The sequence below is a fragment of the Streptomyces sp. NBC_01276 genome (assembly GCF_041435355.1).
Classification (GTDB): Bacteria; Actinomycetota; Actinomycetes; order Streptomycetales; family Streptomycetaceae; genus Streptomyces.
In genome coordinates, this window is sequence record NZ_CP108442.1 from 3,647,458 (window position 1) to 3,667,671 (window position 20,214).

General features: G+C 71.5%; 16 protein-coding genes and 6 tRNA genes. 8 read left to right on the top strand and 14 right to left on the bottom strand.

Features of this window, described 5'->3' with window-relative positions:
* Window positions 1-31: 31 nt before the first annotated feature.
* The 3 genes from OG295_RS15980 to OG295_RS15990 all read right to left on the bottom strand — a co-directional run bounded on the left by OG295_RS15980 (window position 32) and on the right by OG295_RS15990 (window position 2,857).
* Window positions 32-1,105 (bottom strand): M23 family metallopeptidase, encoded by a 1,074-nt coding sequence (locus OG295_RS15980; RefSeq protein ID WP_371677484.1) that lies wholly within the window; start codon window positions 1,103-1,105, stop codon window positions 32-34.
* Window positions 1,106-1,388: 283 nt separating this feature from the next.
* A complete protein-coding gene (locus tag OG295_RS15985; RefSeq protein WP_371677485.1) occupies window positions 1,389-2,591 on the bottom strand; it encodes a PP2C family protein-serine/threonine phosphatase in 1,203 nt (400 codons plus the stop codon).
* A 192-nt stretch (window positions 2,592-2,783) separates the two neighbouring features.
* Window positions 2,784-2,857, bottom strand: a tRNA-Met gene (locus OG295_RS15990).
* 246 nt (window positions 2,858-3,103) lie between these two features.
* Here OG295_RS15990 and OG295_RS15995 point away from each other — a divergent pair.
* Window positions 3,104-3,176, top strand: a tRNA-Lys gene (locus OG295_RS15995).
* Between the two features lie 319 nt (window positions 3,177-3,495).
* Here OG295_RS15995 and OG295_RS16000 read toward each other — a convergent pair.
* From OG295_RS16000 to OG295_RS16020, 5 genes are all read right to left on the bottom strand, one after another.
* The gene (locus tag OG295_RS16000; protein WP_371677486.1) at window positions 3,496-5,748 is read right to left on the bottom strand and encodes a DEAD/DEAH box helicase; all 2,253 of its coding nucleotides are present in this window, start codon (window positions 5,746-5,748) and stop codon (window positions 3,496-3,498) included.
* 305 nt (window positions 5,749-6,053) lie between these two features.
* The gene (locus OG295_RS16005) at window positions 6,054-6,656 is read right to left on the bottom strand and encodes a hypothetical protein (RefSeq protein ID WP_371677487.1); all 603 of its coding nucleotides are present in this window, start codon (window positions 6,654-6,656) and stop codon (window positions 6,054-6,056) included.
* Window positions 6,657-6,762: 106 nt separating this feature from the next.
* Window positions 6,763-7,137 (bottom strand): CrcB family protein, encoded by a 375-nt coding sequence (locus tag OG295_RS16010; protein ID WP_280919449.1) that lies wholly within the window; start codon window positions 7,135-7,137, stop codon window positions 6,763-6,765.
* Window positions 7,134-7,646: a CrcB family protein gene (locus tag OG295_RS16015; RefSeq protein WP_371677488.1), complete on the bottom strand. Its 513-nt coding sequence runs from the start codon at window positions 7,644-7,646 to the stop codon at window positions 7,134-7,136. The genes OG295_RS16010 and OG295_RS16015 overlap by 4 nt, the downstream gene beginning before the upstream one ends.
* Window positions 7,643-7,993, bottom strand: coding sequence for a metallopeptidase family protein (locus OG295_RS16020; RefSeq protein WP_345500333.1), 351 nt, complete (start codon window positions 7,991-7,993; stop codon window positions 7,643-7,645). Before OG295_RS16020 ends, OG295_RS16015 begins: the two co-directional genes overlap by 4 nt.
* A 103-nt stretch (window positions 7,994-8,096) precedes the next feature.
* Between OG295_RS16020 and OG295_RS16025 the strand changes: the two genes are divergently transcribed.
* From OG295_RS16025 to OG295_RS16035, 3 genes are all read left to right on the top strand, one after another.
* A tRNA-Glu gene (locus OG295_RS16025) sits at window positions 8,097-8,169 on the top strand.
* 38 nt (window positions 8,170-8,207) lie between these two features.
* Window positions 8,208-8,281, top strand: a tRNA-Asp gene (locus tag OG295_RS16030).
* Between the two features lie 22 nt (window positions 8,282-8,303).
* Window positions 8,304-8,377: transfer RNA gene (locus OG295_RS16035), tRNA-Phe, on the top strand.
* A 40-nt stretch (window positions 8,378-8,417) separates the two neighbouring features.
* On the opposite strand, the gene OG295_RS16040 is transcribed toward OG295_RS16035, so the two are convergent.
* From OG295_RS16040 to OG295_RS16050, 3 genes are read right to left on the bottom strand one after another with little or no spacing between them, the layout of a single operon-like run.
* On the bottom strand, window positions 8,418-9,242 hold the full coding sequence (locus tag OG295_RS16040) for a cytochrome c biogenesis CcdA family protein (RefSeq protein ID WP_371677489.1): 825 nt from the start codon (window positions 9,240-9,242) through the stop codon (window positions 8,418-8,420).
* Entirely contained in the window at window positions 9,239-9,991 is a 753-nt protein-coding gene (locus OG295_RS16045; protein ID WP_371677490.1) for a DsbA family protein, read from the bottom strand. The genes OG295_RS16040 and OG295_RS16045 overlap by 4 nt, the downstream gene beginning before the upstream one ends.
* A 55-nt stretch (window positions 9,992-10,046) precedes the next feature.
* Window positions 10,047-10,631, bottom strand: a complete 585-nt coding sequence (locus OG295_RS16050; RefSeq protein WP_371677491.1) for a hypothetical protein — start codon at window positions 10,629-10,631, stop codon at window positions 10,047-10,049.
* 111 nt (window positions 10,632-10,742) lie between these two features.
* Here OG295_RS16050 and hrpA point away from each other — a divergent pair, with 111 nt between their 5' ends.
* Window positions 10,743-14,666, top strand: a complete 3,924-nt coding sequence (hrpA, locus tag OG295_RS16055) for an ATP-dependent RNA helicase HrpA (protein WP_371677492.1) — start codon at window positions 10,743-10,745, stop codon at window positions 14,664-14,666.
* Window positions 14,667-14,735: 69 nt separating this feature from the next.
* A tRNA-Asp gene (locus OG295_RS16060) sits at window positions 14,736-14,809 on the top strand.
* 627 nt (window positions 14,810-15,436) lie between these two features.
* Here the strand turns inward: OG295_RS16060 and bldC are convergent.
* Together bldC and OG295_RS16070 are read right to left on the bottom strand one after the other, a co-directional pair.
* On the bottom strand, window positions 15,437-15,643 hold the full coding sequence (gene bldC / locus OG295_RS16065) for a developmental transcriptional regulator BldC (protein WP_003949541.1): 207 nt from the start codon (window positions 15,641-15,643) through the stop codon (window positions 15,437-15,439).
* A 579-nt stretch (window positions 15,644-16,222) separates the two neighbouring features.
* Entirely contained in the window at window positions 16,223-17,056 is an 834-nt protein-coding gene (locus OG295_RS16070; protein ID WP_371677493.1) for a hypothetical protein, read from the bottom strand.
* 250 nt (window positions 17,057-17,306) lie between these two features.
* On the opposite strand from OG295_RS16070, the gene OG295_RS16075 reads away from it, so the two are divergent.
* Together OG295_RS16075 and OG295_RS16080 are read left to right on the top strand one after the other, a co-directional pair.
* Complete coding sequence (locus tag OG295_RS16075; protein WP_371677494.1) at window positions 17,307-18,416, top strand: Leu/Phe/Val dehydrogenase; 1,110 nt, start codon at window positions 17,307-17,309, stop codon at window positions 18,414-18,416.
* Window positions 18,417-18,692: 276 nt separating this feature from the next.
* Window positions 18,693-18,956: a DUF3073 domain-containing protein gene (locus OG295_RS16080; RefSeq protein ID WP_266575285.1), complete on the top strand. Its 264-nt coding sequence runs from the start codon at window positions 18,693-18,695 to the stop codon at window positions 18,954-18,956.
* 102 nt (window positions 18,957-19,058) lie between these two features.
* On the opposite strand, the gene purM is transcribed toward OG295_RS16080, so the two are convergent.
* Window positions 19,059-20,129 (bottom strand): phosphoribosylformylglycinamidine cyclo-ligase, encoded by a 1,071-nt coding sequence (gene purM, locus OG295_RS16085; protein ID WP_371677495.1) that lies wholly within the window; start codon window positions 20,127-20,129, stop codon window positions 19,059-19,061.
* Window positions 20,130-20,214 lie beyond the last annotated feature (85 nt).

Sequence of the window (20,214 nt, forward strand, 5' to 3'; positions counted from 1 at the left end):
GACGGCGGGACAGCGCGGCAGCGCCCCCGGACTAGACGCTGAGCCCCTTGGATTCGAGCCACGCCAGCGGGTCGACCGTCGAGCCGCCCTTGCGCACCTCAAGGTGCAGGTGGGCCCCGGTGACGTTGCCGGTCGCGCCGACCCGTCCGATGGTCTCGCCCGCGCCGACCGTCCCGGAGGTCACCGCCATGGAGGAGAGGTGGCAGTACCAGACCTCCGTACCGTCATCGAGCTGCAGCACGATCCGGTAGCCGTAGGCGCCCGACCAGCCGGCCGAGATGACCTTCCCGCCGCCCACGGCCTTGACCGGGGTGCCGGTCGGCGCCGCGAAGTCGAGGCCGGTGTGGTACCCGGAGGACCACATGGAGCCGGAGTCGCCGTAGTGCGAGGTGAGGGTGTAGGAGGAGGTGGGGAGGGAGTAGGAGCCCGAGGCCTTCGTGCCCGTGCCGGAGGCGGATCCGCCGCCCTCCGCGTCCTTGGCCGCCGTCGCCGCGGCGGCCGCGGCCGCCTTGTCCGCTTCGGCCTTCTCGGCGGCGGCCTTCTCGGCGGCCACGCGAACCGTCTCGGCCTCCTTGTCGGCCGCTTCCTTCTGGGCGCGGGCCTCCTGGGCCGCGGCCTCGCGCGCGGTCCGCTCGGCGTCCGCCCGCGCCTGGGTCTCGACGGCGTCCTGCTGCGACTCGGCCTGCTGGAGGATGCGGTGGCGCAGGGCCTCCCCCGCGTCGGCCTGCCCCTGCCCGTGGCCCTGTCCGTCGGCCTGCCCCGGGATCCCGGCGGTCCGCGCGGCGGGCGCCGCGGTGTCCGCGCCGGCGGCCTCGGAGGAGTGGCCGCCGCCCAGCAGGTCGGGCAGGTCCGGGAGCGAGGGCATGGATATCGCGACCTGCGGCCGGTCCTGGGCGGTGGCGATGCCGCCCGCGCCGACCGCCGCGATCACGCCGACGCCGAGCACGGTCGAGCTGCGGGCGAGCCCGCCGCGCTGCTTGAGGACGCGGTGCTTGCCGCGGACCGAACGGGCGGAGTCCTCCGTCGGGTTCCACTCGCCCCAGGCTCCTGCGGTGGGCGTCTCCGGGACGTCGATGCCTTCAGGGGAAGGCGAGTTGGAGGCCACCGGGGCACACTCCTCATGAGCGAGAACGCGCACGGGTGCCGTCTCTTGCGACGGCTGGGACGACCGCGCTGCGTTATCGAACGGTAATAGACGCGGGGGAGTGATTCCAAGCTGTTGCGACTGATCGTTAACGCCAATCAGCCACACCTCGGACAGCTCTGGCCTGAGCATTCACCCCATCGAGCCTCAACTCAGGGCAAACCTCCACGTCAAACCCCTTCACTTCAGCCACGATGGCCCAAATGACGAACCGTCAACCTCCTTGCACAGAGCACCTCATGTGCTACGTACCGTCACCGAGCGGGCGTCGCTCCTCCTCGCGCCGCACCACGGGGACCGTCCGCCTGCGCTCCGGCTGCCCCTCCTGCGGCCGCCCCACGGCGAGCAGCGCCATGTCGTCGGTGGTCCCGCCGCCGGTGTGCCGGCGGACGTCGCTGCTGAGGGCACCGAGCACCTCGCCCGGCCCCGGGAAGACCCGCCCGCGCAGGCGGGCCGCCGGATCGTAGAAGACGCCGGCCGCGTCCCGGGCCTCGGTGACCCCGTCGGTGTAGAGGAGCAGGGTGCCGCCCTCCGGGAAGGGCCACTCCCCGACCGGATCCGGCGGACCGGCCGCCAGCTCCCCCAGCCCCAGCGGGAGCGCGGGCTCGGCCGGTTCGAGGACCGCCAGGCCCCCGTCGGCGTACAGCAGGAGCGGTTCGGGGTGGCCGCGGTTGAGCAGCCGCAGCACCCCGGCCCCGGCCGGGACCTCCCCGAGCACACAGGTGGTGAACCCCTCGACCGCGTCCAGGCTGTCCCGGCGGACGCCCTCACGGGCCAGGGCCCGCTCCAGCCTCTCCGCGAGCGCCTCCAGGGTCGGCTCGGTGTCCGCGGCCTCCCGGAAGGCGCCCAGGACCACGGCGACGGCCTCCACGGCCCCCAGCCCCTTGCCCCGTACGTCGCCCACCGCGAGCCGCACCCCGTACGGGGTGTCCTGGACGGCGTAGAGGTCCCCGCCGATGAACGCGTCGGCCTGCGCGGCCTCGTACCGCGCGGAGACGTGCAGCCCCCCGATCCGCTCGGCCGGCGTCGGCAGCACGGCCCGCTGGGCGGCCTCGGCGATCCCGCGCGCGGAGGCGAGCCGCTCGCCGCTGCGCCGCACGACCCGGTTGATGAGCAGGGCCAGCCCGGAGACGGTCACCACCGTCACCAGCTCGGTCAGCGCGTCCACCCTCCAGTCGGCGGCGTTGTGGAAGTGCAGGGCCACCACGGCGCTGGAGGCGGCGAGCCCGGTCACGGCGGTCGCCAGGAAGCTGAAGACGGGGGCGGCGATCAGCGGGGCCGCCGAGAAGAAGGGGGAGCCCGTGAAGCCGGGCGGGGTCAACACGTCGAAGCCGAGGCCGAGGAGGATCAGCAGTGCCGGGAGCATCCGGAGCACCTGCCGGCCCGCCCCGTCGCCGGGCTCCGTCGTCCCGCTCGCGTCACCGCCCTGCCGGCCCAGCCCCGCCACGCTGCTCTCCCGCCGCCCGGTCCGCCTCGCCCCGCAATCCAAGGCTGGCGGTACGGGCCGTCGCACGGCGACCGGGCCGGACCGATCGGGTGAAGGAGCGGAGCGAGAGAGGGAAGGCGGCCGCTCACCACATCGGGACGGCGCCTACGACAAAGGCCCGGTTCCACAAGGGAACCGGGCCTTCGTACTGAGTAGCGGGGACAGGATTTGAACCTGCGACCTCTGGGTTATGAGCCCAGCGAGCTACCGAGCTGCTCCACCCCGCGTCGGTAAACCCAACTCTACGTCATCCGGGAGACGCACTCCGCCAATTAACCCCCCGACTCCCCTCCCGAAGGACATAACTGCAGGTCAGAGCCGTAAATAAAGGCCCCGATCCCCTTCCGGACCCCTGCCCCGCCCGCTCCGCCCCGGTCGGGCCACCGATGGCGGGAAACCGCCGCGGCCCGTCCCGGTCGATACCCGATCGGTCTGGGGGCCCTCTCCCGCTATGCTCTGGGGTGAGCGCGCCCGGGCCATTAGCTCAATTGGCAGAGCAGCGGACTTTTAATCCGTTGGTTGTCGGTTCGAGTCCGACATGGCCTACCGCACCCGGATCGCGGGGGACACCCCTCCCGACCTGGGACCGAGCGCCCCGTCCGGATTCGTCCGGGCGGGGCGCTCGGTCGTTTCCGGCCGGTCGCGGCGGCGACCGGGGTGGCGGGCGAAGCGGGCCGCCACGACTTCCACCAGGCCCCCGGTGTGCGCGTCGAGGGCTACTACGGCTCCGTGGGCGGCTGCTGAGGCACCTTCCGGGGCAGCTGGGGGCCGCTGCCGCCCGCGGCCCGGGACACGGAAAAGGGACCGGCCCCCACGGCACCGGAGTGCTGTGGGGGCCGATCCCGTGTCAGGCGGCGCTCAGGCGTCAGCCGTTGCGCTTCCAGCGGGGCTTGTCGTCACGACGGCCGCCGAAGGAGCCGGAGCCGGAGGGGCGGTTGTCGTCGCGGCGGCCGTAGGGGCGCTCGCCGGCACCACCGGCGCCACCGGCGCGGAAGCCGCCGGACGGACGGTCGTCGCGGCGGAAGCCGCCACGGTCGCCACCACGGTCATCACGGTTGAAACCACCGGACGGACGGTCGTCGCGACGGAAGCCGCCACCACGGTTGTCGTCACGACGGTCACCACCGGAACGGAAACCACCCGACGGACGGTCGTCACGGCGGAAGCCGCCACGGTCGCCACCACGGTCATCACGGTTGAAACCACCGGACGGACGGTCGTCGCGACGGAAGCCGCCACCACGGTTGTCGTCACGACGGTCACCACCGGAACGGAAACCACCCGACGGACGGTCGTCACGGCGGAAGCCGCCACGGTCGCCACCACGGTCATCACGGTTGAAACCACCGGACGGACGGTCGTCGCGACGGAAGCCGCCACCACGGTTGTCGTCACGACGGTCACCACCGGAACGGAAACCACCCGACGGACGGTCATCGCGGCGGAAGCCACCACGGTCGCCACCACGGTCGCCACCACGGTCGTCGCGACGGTTGTCGCGGCGCTCGTAGTTGCCCCGGTCGTCACGGCGCTCGAAGGTGCGCTCCTGGGCGACGGGCTCGGCCACGGCGGCGACGGCTGCCGCGACCTCGGCCTCGGCGGCCTCGACGACCTCGGCGACGGCGGCCTCCGGGTCCTCACCGCGCTCGCGGGCGGAACGGGCGACGAGGCGGTCGGCCTCCTCGCGCAGCTCCGCGGCGCGGCGGGTCAGGCGCTCCAGCTGCTTGGTGAGGTCGGCGACCTCGCGCTCGGCCTGCTTGGCGGCGTTGTTCGCGGAGTCGGCCTGGACCTGGGTGAGCGAACGCGCACCGGTGATCTCGGCGACCTCGGGGTCGAACGCGCCGACGCCCTGGACGATGTGGCGCGAGGCGTCGACGCCCGCGTCCTCCATCAGGCGGAAGATCTGGCGGCGCTGGTGCGGCAGGGCCAGGGAGACCACGACGCCCGACTTGCCGGCGCGGGCGGTGCGGCCCGAGCGGTGCAGGTAGTCCTTGTGGTCGCCGGCCGGGTCCACGTTGAGGACCAGGTCGATGCCGTCGACGTGGATGCCGCGGGCGGCGACGTCGGTGGCGACGAGCGCGTTGACGTAGCCGTCCTTGAAGTCCGCGAGGACGCGGGTACGGGCGCCCTGCGTCATGCCGCCGTGCAGCGCGTCGGCCTTCACGCCGGCCTCGATGAGCTGCTCGGCGATGCGGTCGGCGCCCAGCTGGGTGCGGACGAAGATGATGGTGCGGCCCTTGCGGGCGGCGATGGCGGCCGTGACCGGCGCCTTGTCCTTCGGCTTCACGACGAGGACGTGGTGGGTCATGGTCGAGACGTTGCCCTGGGCGCTGTCGACCTCGTGCGTGACGGGGTTGGACAGGTAGCGCTTGACCAGGGTGCCGATCTCGTTCTCCATGGTGGCGGAGAAGAGCATGCGCTGGCCGCCGCCGGGGATCTGGTCGAGCAGCTCGGTGACCTCGGGCAGGAAGCCCAGGTCGGCCATCTGGTCGGCCTCGTCGAGGACGGCCACCTCGACGTTCTCCAGGGAGCAGGCGCCGCGGTTGATGATGTCGCGCAGGCGGCCCGGGGTGGCGACGAGGACGTCGACACCGCGCTCCAGGGCGTAGATCTGGTTGCCCATGGAGGTACCGCCGCAGACGACCTTCATCTTCAGGCCGAGGACGTCGCCGTAGGGCTGGAGGGCGTCCGCGACCTGCATCGCGAGCTCACGCGTCGGCGTGAGGATGATCGCGCGGGGCTTCTTCTTGTCGGTGTGGCCACCGGCCAGGCGGGCCAGGGTGGGGAGACCGAAGGAGAGGGTCTTGCCGGAGCCGGTACGACCGCGGCCGAGGATGTCCTTGCCGGCCAGGGCGTCCGGAATGGTCGCGGCCTGGATCGGGAACGGGGTGGTGACACCGTTCTGGGCGAGCTTGCGCACGACGCCCTCGGGCAGACCGAGGTCCGCGAAGGTGATGGTGGGCTCGGCGTCGCCGGCCTCGTCGTCGGAGTCGGCGGTGCCGCCGGTCACGTCGGCCTCGAGGGCCTCGATGATCTCGTCCGCCTCGATGGCCTCCATGGCCTCGGTGACCGCGAGGGTCTCGGCGTCGACGATCTCGTTGGTGTCGTTCTCGGGCATGACGGAACGGTCAGAACTGGAAATGGACATGCGAAATGCGAAACCTTCCGGAGTCTCGGCACGCGCCCAAACTCCGTGAATCGCAAATCGACCGCCTCAATGCGGTCAGCCACGGCTAGGGAGAGTACGCGCCACACGGCGCTCTTCGGATTCGGCGCCGGGCAATGGGATCAAACGATCTATAACCATACGCACCCTCCTGGGGGTCTGGCAAGTCGCTCCGTGCGAATGGCCTCTGACCTGCGACGGAGCCCAGGGTGCGCATTCCGGGCAGCCCGGACCGACCGGGCGGGATCCCCCGCGCGCTAGGCCGTTCCGGTGGTCGGTTCGGACGTCGGCGGGGTCGGCGGACCGGCCTCCGGCGGCGTGGGGTGCGTCACAGGAGGGGTCGGTTCCACCACGGGCGGGGTGGTCGTCGACCCTCCGCTCCCGCCGGACCCGGAACCGGAACCAGAGCCTCCGGATCCGGAACCCGAGCCGGACCCCGACCCCGAACCGGAGCCCGATCCGCCGGAGCCCGAACCGCCCGATCCGGAGCCGGAACCCGAACCGCCGCCGGACGGCGCCGGCCCGCCCTGCCCGCCCGCCCCGCCCCCCGGTCCGGCCGACGGCGAGGGCAGCCCCGGCTTCGCGGGGACACCCGGGCCGGGGGAGGCGCCGGTCGCGCCGGAGGCCTTCCCGGGCTCACCGGACTTGCCGTCCTGGTTCCCCGTACCGTCCTTCACGCCATGGCCGTTGCCGTGGATCCCGGAGCCGTGGCCGACCTGGCCGGCACTCGTCCCGGCGGTGTCCTTGCCGCCCACGGAGGCCGCGGGACCCGGCTTGGCGGCCTCCTCGCCGACGCTCATGCAGCCTGCCGTCGCCGCCACGGCGAGCGCGGAGAGGGCCAGTCTCAGGGAAGCGGACATGGGGCGCGGCAAAGGGCGCACGGGGGCACCTCCGGGACACTGGGCGGGGTCCGCGTTGGGCGGGTCAATGAGCCCAACTCCCTTTACCCCGTAAGAGACACGCCCCTTACGCGAACAGCTGCCGGGCCACCTGCGACCCGAGGTGCACGGCACCGAGCCCGACCAGCACCGATCCCAGGACGTTCGCGACGGCCAGGAACTTCCAGCCGCGCTCCGCCAGCCGCAGCGTCTCGTAGGAGAAGGTCGAGTACGTGCTCAGCGCCCCGCACAGGCCCGTCCCGAGCAGCAGCACCGCCCCCGAGGATCCGGCCCCGGCCAGCACCGCCCCCGTCAGCACCCCGAGCAGCAGGCAGGCGGCGGCGTTGACCACGAAGGTCCCCCACGGGAAGACGGAGTCGTGCCGGGACTGGACCGCCCGGTCGGTCAGGTAGCGCAGCGGCGCCCCCACCACCGCGCCGGCCACCACCAGCAGCCAGTTCACCCGCGCCCCCGTCCGGCCGGCCGGCCCGCCACGGGCCGCACCGCGAGCCGGACCGCGAGCCGGGTCGCCGAGGCCGCCGCCCAGACGGCGCCCAGCGCGGCGGCCACCGTGAGCCCGGCGTACGCCAGCGCGGCCTCCGCCCGCCCCGCGTCCAGCAGCCCGGAGAACTCGACGGCGTACGTCGAGAAGGTGGTGAACCCGCCGAGCACCCCGACGCCGACGAACGGCCGCACCAGCGGATGCGGCGCGCTCCGCCCGCCCTCGCTGATCAGCACCATCAGCACGCCGATCAGCGCGCAGCCCGAGACGTTGATCCAGAAAGTGGCCCAGGGGAACCCCCCGGGCCCGGCCGGCCACAGCAGGCCCACCTCGAAGCGCGCCGATGCCCCCAGGGCCCCGCCCGCCGCGATCGCCGCCAGCACCCGGCCCTGCGGTTCGGCCCGCTGGGCGGGTACGTGGAGGTCGACGTCGGGGTCGATCGCCTCGCCCCCCGGCACGGGGTGGGTCATCCGTAGCCCAGCGCGTGCAGTCGTTCGTCGTCGATCCCGAAGTGATGGGCGATCTCGTGCACCACCGTCACCTCCGTCTCGGCGACCACGCTCTCCCGGTCCTCGCACATGCGCAACGTGGGGTTCCGGTAGATGGTGATGCGGTCCGGCAGCACGCCGGCGTACCACTCGCCGCGCTCCGTGAGCGGGGTCCCCTCGTAGAGGCCGAGCAGCTCGGGATCGTCCGTCGGCGGCTCGTCCTCGACGAACACCGCCACGTTGTCCATCAGCCGCGTGAGCTCCGGTGGGATGCGGTCCAGGGCCTCTGCGACGAGCTCCTCGAACTCCTCGCGCGTCATCTCCAGCACCCGGCCATTGTCGCCCCGGGTGAAACCGTTTTGGCGATAGCTCCCCCGATCCCATATGCTTCTCACGTCCCCGACGCGCTGGAAAGTGCCCGGCGGGCCTTTAGCCCTCATCGTCTAGTGGCCCAGGACGCCGCCCTTTCAAGGCGGTAGCACGGGTTCGAATCCCGTTGGGGGTACGCAGTACATGTGCGAGACTTGTTCTCGCACAATGCAAGGACCTGTGGAGCAGTTGGTTAGCTCGCCACCCTGTCAAGGTGGAGGTCGCGGGTTCAAGTCCCGTCAGGTTCGCTGAGGCTGGAAACAGTCTCGTGGCTGGGTAGCTCAGTTGGTACGAGCGATCGCCTGAAAAGCGATAGGTCGCCGGTTCGACCCCGGCCCCAGCCACAAAAGGAAGGCCCCGTCCATCGGACGGGGCCTTTCGCGTTCACCCCTCCCGCTGCGTCCGGCGCCAGCGCACCAGCCCGACCGTCACGGCACCCGCGGCGACCAGGCCCAGCAGCGCCCAGTCCGGCACCGCGTCCGCGACGGAACGCACCCGCTCCTCCACCGCGTACGAATCGTCCACGTCCAGCAGCCCGGGCAGGGCGCTCGCCCCGTCGAAGGCCAGGAACAGGGCGCCCAGGACGATGAAGAACAGGCCGGACAGCAGCGAGGTCGAGTGCAGCCGGAGCCGGCCCAGCCGCAGGGGCCGGCCGCGCAGCCAGCGCCGCCGGCCCAGGTCGAAGCGGTCCCAGAGCAGGGCCAGCAGGAACAGGGGCACGGCCATCCCCAGCGCGTACACCGCCAGCAGCAGGCCGCCGTAGACCGGACTGCCGCTGACCGCCGCCACCGTCAGGACGCTGCCCAGGATCGGACCGGCGCAGAAGCCGGCCAGCCCGTAGACGGCGCCCAGCGCGTACACGGACAGCGCGGTGACCGGCCGGATCCGCCCGGACAGCTCGGAGATCCGGCGGGAGGAGAAGCCCAGTCCGAGGATCTGCGCGAGACCGAGCGCGATGATCAGCCACCCGGCGAAGAGGACGAGCCCCTCGCGGTGGCCGTGGAAGAACCGGCCCGCGTACGAGCCCGCCGCGCCCAGCGGTACGAGGGTGCTCGCGAGGCCCGCGTAGAAGATCCCGGTGCGGGCCAGGAGCCGGGAGGTGGAGTCGATCGAGTAGGCGAAGAAGGCGGGCAGCAGCAGGGCGCTGCACGGGCTCAGCAGGGCGAGGAGGCCGCCCAGCAGGGCGGCCAGGTATCCGATGCCGTTCACTTGCGCGCCGCCTCGGCGGCCCGGCTGATGGCGGCCTCGAAGGCGGCGAGGGGCTGGGCGCCCGCGAGCGGCTGCCCGCCGACCAGGAAGGACGGGGTGGAGCTCACGCCGATGCGGTAGCCCTCCTCCTGGTCCCTGCGCAGCGCCTCGGCGGCCTGCGGGCCGGCCATGTCCTGCCGGAACCGTTCCAGGTCGGGGACCCCGGCCTCGCGGGCCAGCTCGACGAGCCGTTCCGCGCCGAAGCCCTTCTCCTTGGCGCCGTCGGCGTACGCGGCGGCGTGGAAGGCCGCGAAGCGGTCCTGCTGTCCGGCCGCCCAGGCGGCCTTGGCGGCGGCCTCGGAGTCGGCGCCGAAGATCGGGAAGTTGCGCCACTCGATGCGCAGGGTGCCGTCCCCGACGTACTTCTTCACCAGGGCGGGCTCGGTGTCCCGGGCGAACTTGCCGCAGTAGCCGCACTTGAAGTCGGAGTACTCGATGAGGACGACGGGCGCGTCGGGGCGGCCCAGCGCCAGCTTGTCGCCGGCCTCGCGGCGGGCCAGGGCCTTGAGCTCGGCCAGGGGGTCCTCGGCGCCGGGGGTGGAGCCGGCGGCGGAGGCGGTGTCGCGGGACTCGTCCCGGGGGGCCGAGGCCTGCCAGGAGACGAGTCCGAGGGTGATCGCGGCGGCGGCGACCCCGGCGCAGATCAGCAGGGGCGTGCGGGAGGCTCGTTTGCGGGAGGCGGGCCGGGGCTTGCGGGCGGAAGAGGACATACGGGTGCTCCAGGGCGGCGGAAGGGGTGAAGGGGACCGGTGGTGACCGCTCCCCTTACACCCGCAGCACCGACAGCTCCACGGGGCCGGGCGCCGGGCGGTCGGGCCCGCGTACGAGGACCCGCAGGGGCGCCGTGCCGCGCGGGCGGGCCTCCCCGGGCACGACCCCGGCGGCCGGGAGCTGCGCGTGATCGCACCCGGTCCGCGGCGGTACGGCGGGGACGCCGTCGTGGCCGGGGGCGTCGGGCGCGCAGCGGGGCCCCCGCTCCTGCGGGCCCACCGCCACGGCCGGGGCCTCGGGGCCGGCCGGGGCGAAGGGCCGGACGGCGGCACGGGACTCGACGCCCCGCGGCACCACGGCACGCGACGGCACGGCGGTACGCGCCACGGCATCCGGCGGCGCCACGGCACGCGCCACGGCACGCGGCACGACATCCGGCGGGACCACCCCGCCCGGCCGGGCAACGGCACGCGCCACCCCGTCCGGCGGGACCACCCCGCCCGGCACGGCGCCCTGCAGGGCCACCGCACGTGCCGGTGCGGCCTGCGCCGGGGCGGCCGCCGCCGCGGGGACCACCGCGACCAGCAGCGTCGCGAGCACGGCGGCCAGGAGGCACCACACACGACGGCGGCGGGACACGGTGGGCTGCCTCTCACTTGCGCAAACGGGGGGACTCGTCCCGAAATGGTACGGGGAGGGGCACAAATGCGTTCGCCACCCGCCCGGCCCAGGTGAGATCCTCGACCAGGTATGTCTACTTCCTTCGCCGCCCTGCAGACGCTTCTCGGTGAGATCTCCCTCCGTGACGCGCACCGCCTCGGCCGCCGCCTCGAAGGCGCCCGCCGCATCCGCAAGCCCGAGGCCAAGCAGGCCGTGCTCGACGAGATCGCCGCGGAGGCCACCAAGGCCGCCGAGCGACTGGCCGGCCGTGCCTCGCGGATGCCGGAGGTCACGTATCCCGAGAACCTGCCCGTCAGCCAGAAGAAGGACGAGATCGCCGAGGCGATACGCGACCACCAGGTCGTGATCGTCGCGGGCGAGACCGGCTCCGGCAAGACCACGCAGATCCCCAAGATCTGCATGGAGCTGGGGCGCGGTGTCCGGGGCATGATCGGGCACACCCAGCCCCGCCGGATCGCCGCCCGCACGGTGGCGGAGCGGATCGCCGAGGAGCTGAGGTCCGAGATCGGGCAGACCGTCGGCTGGAAGGTCCGGTTCACCGACCAGGTGGACCAGGACGCGACCTTCGTGAAGCTGATGACGGACGGCATCCTGCTCGCCGAGATCCAGACGGACCGCGAGCTGCGCGCCTACGACACGATCATCATCGACGAGGCGCACGAGCGGTCCCTGAACATCGACTTCCTGCTCGGTTACCTGGCGACGCTGCTGCCCAAGCGCCCCGACCTGAAGGTCGTCATCACCTCGGCGACCATCGACCCCGAGCGGTTCTCCCGGCACTTCGGGGACGCGCCGATCGTCGAGGTCAGCGGGCGGACGTACCCGGTGGAGGTCCGCTACCGGCCGCTGCTGGAGGAGGACTCCGAGGACGCCGACCGCGACCAGATCACCGCGATCTGCGAGGCCGTCGACGAACTCCAGGGGGAGGGGCCGGGCGACATCCTGGTGTTCCTCTCCGGTGAGCGCGAGATCCGGGACACGGCGGACGCGCTGGAGAAGCGCAAGCTCCGTTCCACCGAGGTGCTCCCCCTCTACGCCCGCCTCTCGCACGCCGAGCAGCACCGGGTGTTCCAGCAGCACACGGGCCGGCGGATCGTCCTGGCGACGAACGTCGCGGAGACGTCCCTGACGGTCCCCGGCATCAAGTACGTGATCGACCCGGGCACGGCCCGCATCTCGCGCTACAGCCACCGCACCAAGGTGCAGCGGCTGCCCATCGAGCGGATCTCGCAGGCCAGCGCCAACCAGCGCAAGGGCCGCTGCGGCCGTACCAGCGACGGCATCTGCATCCGGCTCTACTCCGAGGCCGACTTCACCGCCCGTCCGGAGTTCACGGACGCCGAGATCCTGCGCACCAACCTGGCGTCCGTCATCCTCCAGATGACCGCGGCGGGCCTGGGCGAGATCGAGAAGTTCCCCTTCATCGACCCGCCGGACCACCGCAACATCCGGGACGGCGTGCAGCTGCTCCAGGAGCTGGGCGCGCTGGACCCGGCCGAGAAGGACCACCGCAAGCGGCTCACCCCGATGGGCCGCCAGCTGTCCCAGTTGCCCGTGGACCCGCGGCTGGCGCGCATGGTGGTGGAGGCGGACAAGAACAACTGCGTCCGCGAGGTCATGGTGATCGCGGCGGCGCTGTCGATCCAGGACCCGCGCGAGCGGCCCTCGGACAAGCAGACGCAGGCGGACCAGAACCACGCCCGCTTCAAGGACGAGACGAGCGACTTCCTCTCGTTCCTGAACATGTGGCGCTACGTCCGCGAGCAGCAGAAGGAACGCGGCTCGTCGTCCTTCCGCCGGATGTGCAAGCAGGAGTACCTGAATTTCCTGCGCATCCGCGAATGGCAGGACATCTACTCGCAGCTGCGTACGGTCGCCAAGACGATGGGGATCCACGTCAACGAGGCGGACGGCGCCGAGACGAACATCCACATCTCGCTGCTGGCCGGCCTGCTGTCGCACATCGGCCTGAAGGACACCGACAAGAACGAGTACCTGGGCGCCCGCTCGGCGAAGTTCGCGGTCTTCCCGGGCTCCTCCCTCTTCAAGAAGCAGCCGAAGTTCCTGATGTCGGCGGAGCTGGTCGAGACCTCGCGGCTGTGGGCGCGGGTGAACGCGAAGGTGGAGCCCGAGTGGGTGGAGCCGCTCGCGCAGCACCTGATCAAGCGCACGTACAGCGAGCCGCACTGGGAGAAGGACCAGGCGGCGGTGATGGCGTACGAGAAGGTGACCCTGTACGGGGTGCCGATCGTCGCCCAGCGGAAGATCAACTACGGCCGCATCGACCCCGAGGTCTCGCGGGAGCTGTTCATCCGCAACGCGCTGGTCGAGGGCGACTGGCGCACGCACCACAAGTTCTACGCCGACAACCGCAAGCTCCTCACCGAGGTGGAGGAGCTGGAGAACCGGGCGCGGCGCCGGGACATCGTGGTCGACGACGAGACCCTCTTCGACTTCTACGACCAGCGCATCCCGGAGCACGTGGTCTCGGGGGCGCACTTCGACTCCTGGTGGAAGCACAAGAAGCGCGAGGAGCCCGAACTCCTCGACTTCGAGCGCGAGATGCTGCTCACGGAGAAGGCGGCCGGGGTCACCAAGGCCGACTACCCGGACAGCTGGCAGCAGGGCCGGCTGAAGTTCCGGGTGACCTACCAGTTCGAGCCGGGCGCGGACGCGGACGGCGTGACCGTCCACATCCCGCTCCAGGTGCTGAACCAGGTCACGGACGAGGGCTTCGACTGGCAGATCCCGGGGCTGCGCGAGGAGGTCGTCACCGAGCTGATCCGTTCGCTGCCGAAGCCGATCCGCCGGCACTACGTACCGGCGCCGAACTTCGCGACCCGCTTCCTGGACACGGCCGTCCCCCTGCAGGAGCCGCTGCACGTGACGCTGGCGCGGGAGCTGCACCGGATGGTCGGGGTGCCGGTCTCGGCCGACGACTTCGACCTGACCCGGATCCCGGACCACCTGAAGATCACTTTCCGGATCGTCGACGAGCGGCGCAAGAAGCTCGCCGAGGACAAGGACCTGGAGGCCCTGCGGCTCTCCCTGAAGCCCAAGGCCCGCCAGGCCCTGTCCAAGGCCGCGGCGGCCACCGCCGAGCGGGCGGGCGGGGAGTCGCTGGAGCGCTCCGGGCTGACCGACTGGACGATCGGCACCCTGACCCGGGTGTTCGAGACCCGTCGGGCGGGCCAGCCGGTGAAGGCGTACCCGGCGCTGGTGGACGAAGGGACCAGCGTCTGCGTACGGCTCTTCGACACCGAGGCCGAGCAGCAGCAGGCCATGTGGCTGGGCACCCGGAGGCTGATCCTCCTCAACATCCCGGTGAACCCAGCGAAGTTCGCCTCGGACAAGCTCACCAACCAGCAGAAGCTGGCCCTGTCCCGCAACCCGCACGGCTCCATCCAGGCCCTGTTCGACGACTGCGCCACGGCGGCGGCCGACAGGCTGATCGCCGACCACGGCGGCCCGGCCTGGGACGAGGCGGGCTTCCGGAAGCTCTACGACGCGGTGCGGGCCGACCTGGTGGACACGACCGTACGGGCCGTCGCCCAGGTGCAGCAGGTGCTCGCCGCCTGGCAGGCGTGCGAGCGGCGGCTGAAGGCGACCAACAGCCTGGCCCTGATGGCGAACGTCGCGGACGTGAAGGCGCAGCTGGCGGCCCTGGTGCCGGCCGGCTTCGTGACCCTCGCGGGCCTGCGCCGGCTGCCGGACCTGATGCGGTACCTCGTGGCGGCCGACCGGCGGCTCCAGCAGATGCCGACGGGCGCCCAGCGCGACACCACGCGCATGGAGAAGGTCCACGAGATGCGGGACGAGTACCTGTGGCTGCTGGAGCAGTTGCCGAAGGGCCGCCCGGTGCCGGAGGCGGTCACCGAGATCCGCTGGATGATCGAGGAACTGCGGGTCAGCTACTTCGCCCACGCGCTCGGGACGGCCTACCCGATCTCCGACAAACGCATCGTGAAGGCGGTCGACGCCCTCGCCCCGTGATCGGGTTCGACCGCACCCCCTGACCTGCTGTACAGTGTCATTCGCAGCCGGGCAATCGGCCGCGAACGAGGACCTGTGGAGCAGTTGGTTAGCTCGCCACCCTGTCAAGGTGGAGGTCGCGGGTTCAAGTCCCGTCAGGTTCGCAGAAACGTCAGGGCCCGTATTCCGCAAGGGATACGGGCCCTGACGCGTTCCCGGGTACCGCCCCCGGGAGGGGCGGGGGCACCCCCGGCACCCCCCGTGCCCGCATGATCACCCAGCCGATCGCGCGGCGACCCCGAACGGCCCTGAGGGCCCTTCAGCGGTCGCCGGGAGCCCCTCACTGCCCTTGCACCCCCCTCCCGGCCCCACGGGGCCTCCAGGGGCCTTCCAGCGGCTCGGGCTACACCTGTCACCCGGGAGGGCAAATCCCCCCGTCCGCGGGAGTCGCTCTGCACCGGAGATCCCCTTACGGGGCGCATTGCCGGATGTACAAGAGTTATCAGCTGTGACGGGAGTCACCACACGAATTTTCGGGACCCGCACGTTTATCGGACCCCTACGCTCGCTCGATTTAATATGTGCAATGGCACCCATCCCCGCCGGCACCCCTGAGGCCGCGGGACGGCACCCCCTCCGGACATAAAAAAAGATCGCGCTGGACCCGGCGGAGTCCAGCGCGATCGACGGTGTGGCCTGTTGGGGCAAGCTCCACCGTATGAAGCCATGTGGGTTTCATCGGATTGGGGGACCCGATACGAACCCGTTTAAAGCAGTGGTGCTGCGGGACCTCAGGCCTCGCTGCGCTGCTGCGGAATTCCCGCGAGCAGTGCGCGAACCTCGGCCTCGCGGTAACGGCGGTGTCCACCCAGGGTGCGGATGGACGTGAGCTTGCCAGCCTTGGCCCAGCGGGTGACCGTCTTCGGGTCCACGCGGAACATCGTGGCAACCTCAGCCGGGGTCAGCAGCGGCTCGGCATCAGGGGTGCGAGCGGTCATGAGCGGCCTCCTCGGGAGAACCGAACCATCTCGGTTCTTTCCTCTAAATTCTGCACCTTGGCCCGCGTTGCCCGAAATGGACATACGCAGGCCGAGTCGGTTATAGGACGAACGGCTTGTCCTCGGCACTACAACTACACCATCCGTCCAGCCCCAAGGGCCAAACCGATGGAATTGCCCTCCGAGGTGTTCATCAGCGGCGGAAGCCGATGGACCGCCCCATAACGGACAGTCACCCCACTGTGACGATCAGTCACAGAGCGATCAGGAGTCGTCAGACCCCCCATAGAGTGCAATACCGAGCATTCCGCCCTTAGTTGGGCGGAAGGAACCCTCCCCGGACTCCTTGTCCTATTTTGGCACGAGGGTAGGGGAAGGGCGCAAGGGTGTAGATAGTGCGTTCCGTCACGCTTGGGCCAATGGCCCGTATCAGGACGTAGGTCCTGGAACTAAGACCCTAATGTGGTGATCAAGCCTCTGATCAGCCACTTGTGCCCGATCAGCCGATGACAACCGATACGGGCGATACACCCCGCGCCCGAAAGGGGGTGCGGCCACCGTCACACGATGCCTCATCCGTCAGTTCGCGAACAGTCTCTCCCGCACCTTTCGCCAGCGCAGTGCCAGTTCGACGTACACCTGCGACGCCCCGTCGAGGTCCCCCGCCCGCAACGCCGCGATCCCCTCCGCCAGATCGCGGGCCGACCGGTCCTCGGCCAGCCCGTCAGCGGGCAACGCGTGCAGCAGCCCGCCGTAGTCCAGTTCGACCATCGACCGGGGATGGAACTCCTCCAGCCAGCTGCCGACCTCCACCAGCCCCTCGGCCAGCGGCCCGTACCCCTCCGCCTGCCGCAGCGTCCGCAGCGCCCTGGCCAGGCGCCGCCGGGCCTGCACCATCGGCGTCCGGTAGCGCAGCCGTTCGCCCGGCAGGTACTCCCGCTCCTCGTCCGCCACCAGCACGAACCAGCGCAGCGGCACCTGCCACACCCCCGTGCGGATCCACGGGCGCGCGTCCGGGTTCCGCTCGCGCCACGCCTCGTACTCCTCGGCGGCCCGGCGGCGGGTCTCCGCCGGAAGGGCCGCGTCGAGGACCGGCGGGGGGAAGGAATCCGCCAGCTCCCGCAGCGCCAGCCAGCCGCGCAGCCGGGTCCGCCAGGGGCAGACCAGCAGCGACCCGTCCAGCTCCGTGGTGAAGGCGTCCGCGCTCTCGTGCGCCGGGACCCCCACCACGGGCACGCGCACCAGATCGGAGAGGGACCGTCGCAGTTCGTCCTGGGCCGTCGGGGCCGTCCCGCGCCGGGCGTAGTCCGCCCAGTGGGTCCGCTCCGGCTCCGGGAAGGCCGCCAAGGGCTCGTAGACCCGCAGGTAGGAGGCGTACGGGACGACCGGCGCGGGGCGGGGGGAATCGTTCACGCTCTCGTACTCCCCCCATTTGGGGCCCGGTTCACCTCAGGGGCGCCCGATGCCCCGCCGGCCCGCTGCGCGCCGCGGTCCGGACCCTTCCCGGGGACCGGGGACCGGGGCCGGTCACACGGGAGTGTTCCGATCCCCGGACAGGGGCCACTCCCGCGCGCCGCAGGTCTTACTCTGCTCCCAGTGCGCCCTCCCCCACCCGCAGGGCGGGCGTCCTTTCCGCCGCATCTCTTCCATGGGAGTCACCACCGTGACCGAAATGACCGACGGCGTCCTGCACACCCTGTTCCGCAGCGAACAGGGCGGCCACGAGCAAGTCGTGCTGTGCCAGGACCGAGCCTCAGGCCTCAAGGCCGTCATCGCCATCCACTCCACCGCCCTGGGCCCCGCCCTCGGCGGCACGCGGTTCCACGCGTACGCCTCCGACGAGGAGGCCGTCCGGGACGCGCTCAACCTCTCGCGCGGCATGTCGTACAAGAACGCCCTCGCCGGTCTCGACCTCGGCGGCGGCAAGGCCGTGATCATCGGCGACCCGTCGGTGCTCAAGAGCGAGGAACTGCTGCTGGCCTACGGCCGGTTCGTGGAGTCCCTCGGCGGTCGCTACGTCACCGCCTGCGACGTCGGCACGTACGTCGCCGACATGGACGTCGTCGCCCGCGAGACCCGCTGGGCCACCGGCCGCTCCCCCGAGAACGGCGGCGCCGGCGACTCCTCGGTGCTCACCGCCTTCGGCGTCTTCCAGGGCATGCGCGCCAGCGCCCAGCACCTGTGGGGCGACCCGACGCTGCGCGGCCGCAAGGTCGGCGTCGCCGGCGTCGGCAAGGTCGGCCGCCACCTGGTGGAGCACCTGCTCTCGGACGGCGCGGAGGTCGTGATCACGGACGTCCGCGAGGAGTCCGTGCGCGAGATCCTCGACAAGCACCCCGGCGGCAAGGTCACGGCGGTCGCCGACACCGAGGCGCTGATCCGCACGGAGGGCCTGGACATCTACGCCCCCTGCGCGCTCGGCGGTGCGCTGAACGACGACTCCGTCCCGGTGCTGACCGCGACCGTCGTCTGCGGTGCGGCCAACAACCAGCTCGCCCACCCGGGCGTCGAGAAGGACCTCGCCGACCGCGGGATCCTCTACGCGCCGGACTACGTGGTGAACGCGGGCGGTGTCATCCAGGTCGCCGACGAGCTGCACGGCTTCGACTTCGACCGGTGCAAGGCCAAGGCGGCGAAGATCTTCGACACCACTCTGGCCATATTCGCACGTGCGAAGGCGGACGGGATTCCTCCGGCCGCCGCGGCCGACCGGATCGCCGAGCAGCGCATGGCCGACGCCCTCGCCGCGCGCAACGCGGCCCGCACGGCCTAGGTCCGGCGGGACCCGCCGGGGTGCGGCGAGACGGAACTCACTGCACTTCGGCGGGTCGTGGGCCAGGAAAGCGTTAAAATCGCAGCTGACCAGCGAGTACGGGGTGTCCCGCTGGTTCTGCGCCGAGGCGTGTCATGCGGGCGGCGTACCGTATGGCCGCGGAAGCAGGTACCGTTAAACCCCTACGGACGGTCTCTCCACGGAGAGCCCGCTCCGAACCATGAACGCGTGTCAGACTCTGGGGCCGTCGAGCCCCGTCACCGAGGGGGTCGAGCCATGGGGCGCGGCCGGGCCAAGGCCAAGCAGACAAAGGTCGCCCGCCAGCTGAAGTACAACAGCGGCGGGACTGACCTCTCGCGTCTGGCCAATGAGCTGGGCGCATCGCCGACAGAGCCGCTGCCTATCAGCGCGCCGGTCGAAGTCGATGACGATCTGGACGACGACGACCCGTACGCCAAGTACGCGGATCTGTACAACAGCGATGACGACGAGGACGAGGACGAAGAGTCCGGTCCGTCGGCGCACCGTCGCGGGGCTTGACGCGCAGGACTCCTGCACCGGGTTTTCCGCCCGCGGCTCCAACACCCGTAAACACTGAAACCCGGTCCAGGGCTTGTGCCCCGGACCGGGTTTCAGTGCTGCTCAGACCGCGTACGAGCCGGTGAGGGTCGCGCCCTCGGCGTGGTCGCCCCGGTCGAGGATCTCGCCGGCGACCCACGCGTCGACGCCCCGGTCCGCGAGGGTGGCCAGGGCCACGTCCACCGACTCCTGCGGGACCACGGCCATCATGCCGACGCCCATGTTGAGGGTCTTCTCCAGCTCCAGCCGCTCGACCGATCCGGCCTTGCCGACCAGGTCGAAGACCGCACCCGGGGTCCAGGTGGAGCGGTCGACGGTGGCGTGCAGGTGGTCCGGGATGACCCGGGCCAGGTTCGCCGCGAGGCCGCCGCCGGTGATGTGCGAGTAGGCGTGGACCTCGGCCGTGCGGGTGAGCGCCAGGCAGTCCAGCGAGTAGATCTTGGTCGGCTCCAGCAGCTCCTCGCCGAGGGTCCGGCCGAGCTCCTCGACGTGCTGGTCCAGGGACATCCCGGCCCGGTCGAAGAGGACGTGGCGGACGAGCGAGTACCCGTTCGAGTGAAGGCCGGACGAAGCCATCGCGATGACGGCGTCACCCGTACGGATGCGATCGGCGCCCAGCAGGCGGTCGTACTCGACGACGCCGGTGCCGGCGCCCGCGACGTCGAAGTCGTCCGGGCCGAGCAGGCCCGGGTGCTCGGCGGTCTCGCCGCCGACCAGGGCGCAGCCGGCGAGGACGCAGCCCTCGGCGATGCCCTTCACGATCGCCGCGACACGCTCGGGGTGCACCTTGCCGACGCAGATGTAGTCCGTCATGAAGAGCGGCTCGGCGCCGCAGACGACGATGTCGTCCATGACCATCGCGACCAGGTCGTGGCCGATCGTGTCGTACACGCCCATCTGGCGGGCGATGTCGACCTTGGTGCCCACCCCGTCGGTGGCCGAGGCCAGCAGCGGGCGCTCGTAGCGCTTGAGGGCGGAGGCGTCGAAGAGGCCGGCGAAGCCGCCGAGGCCGCCGAGGACCTCGGGGCGCTGCGTCTTCTTCACCCACTCCTTCATCAGCTCGACGGCGCGGTCGCCCGCTTCGATGTCCACGCCCGCGGCTGCGTAGCTGGCACCGGTGGTCTTCTCTGTCATGACAGGAGAGAGCTTTCGTGTCGTTACTGCGGGTGGTGCTGGGCCCTGGGAGAAGCCTCAAAGACAGGGCCCAGCGCAGGTTGAG

What these genes read in the sequence shown, in the direction of transcription:
- OG295_RS16045 (WP_371677490.1), bottom strand. Translation starts at nt 9,991, where the DNA reads ATGTCCTCTTCCGCCCGCAAGCCCCGGCCCGCCTCCCGCAAACGAGCC.
- bldC (WP_003949541.1), bottom strand. Translation starts at nt 15,643, where the DNA reads ATGACCGCTCGCACCCCTGATGCCGAGCCGCTGCTGACCCCGGCTGAG.
- OG295_RS16015 (WP_371677488.1), bottom strand. Translation starts at nt 7,646, where the DNA reads ATGACCCACCCCGTGCCGGGGGGCGAGGCGATCGACCCCGACGTCGAC.
- OG295_RS16005 (WP_371677487.1), bottom strand. Translation starts at nt 6,656, where the DNA reads ATGTCCGCTTCCCTGAGACTGGCCCTCTCCGCGCTCGCCGTGGCGGCG.
- purM (WP_371677495.1), bottom strand. Translation starts at nt 20,129, where the DNA reads ATGACAGAGAAGACCACCGGTGCCAGCTACGCAGCCGCGGGCGTGGAC.
- OG295_RS16000 (WP_371677486.1), bottom strand. Translation starts at nt 5,748, where the DNA reads ATGCCCGAGAACGACACCAACGAGATCGTCGACGCCGAGACCCTCGCG.
- hrpA (WP_371677492.1), top strand. Translation starts at nt 10,743, where the DNA reads ATGTCTACTTCCTTCGCCGCCCTGCAGACGCTTCTCGGTGAGATCTCC.
- OG295_RS16080 (WP_266575285.1), top strand. Translation starts at nt 18,693, where the DNA reads ATGGGGCGCGGCCGGGCCAAGGCCAAGCAGACAAAGGTCGCCCGCCAG.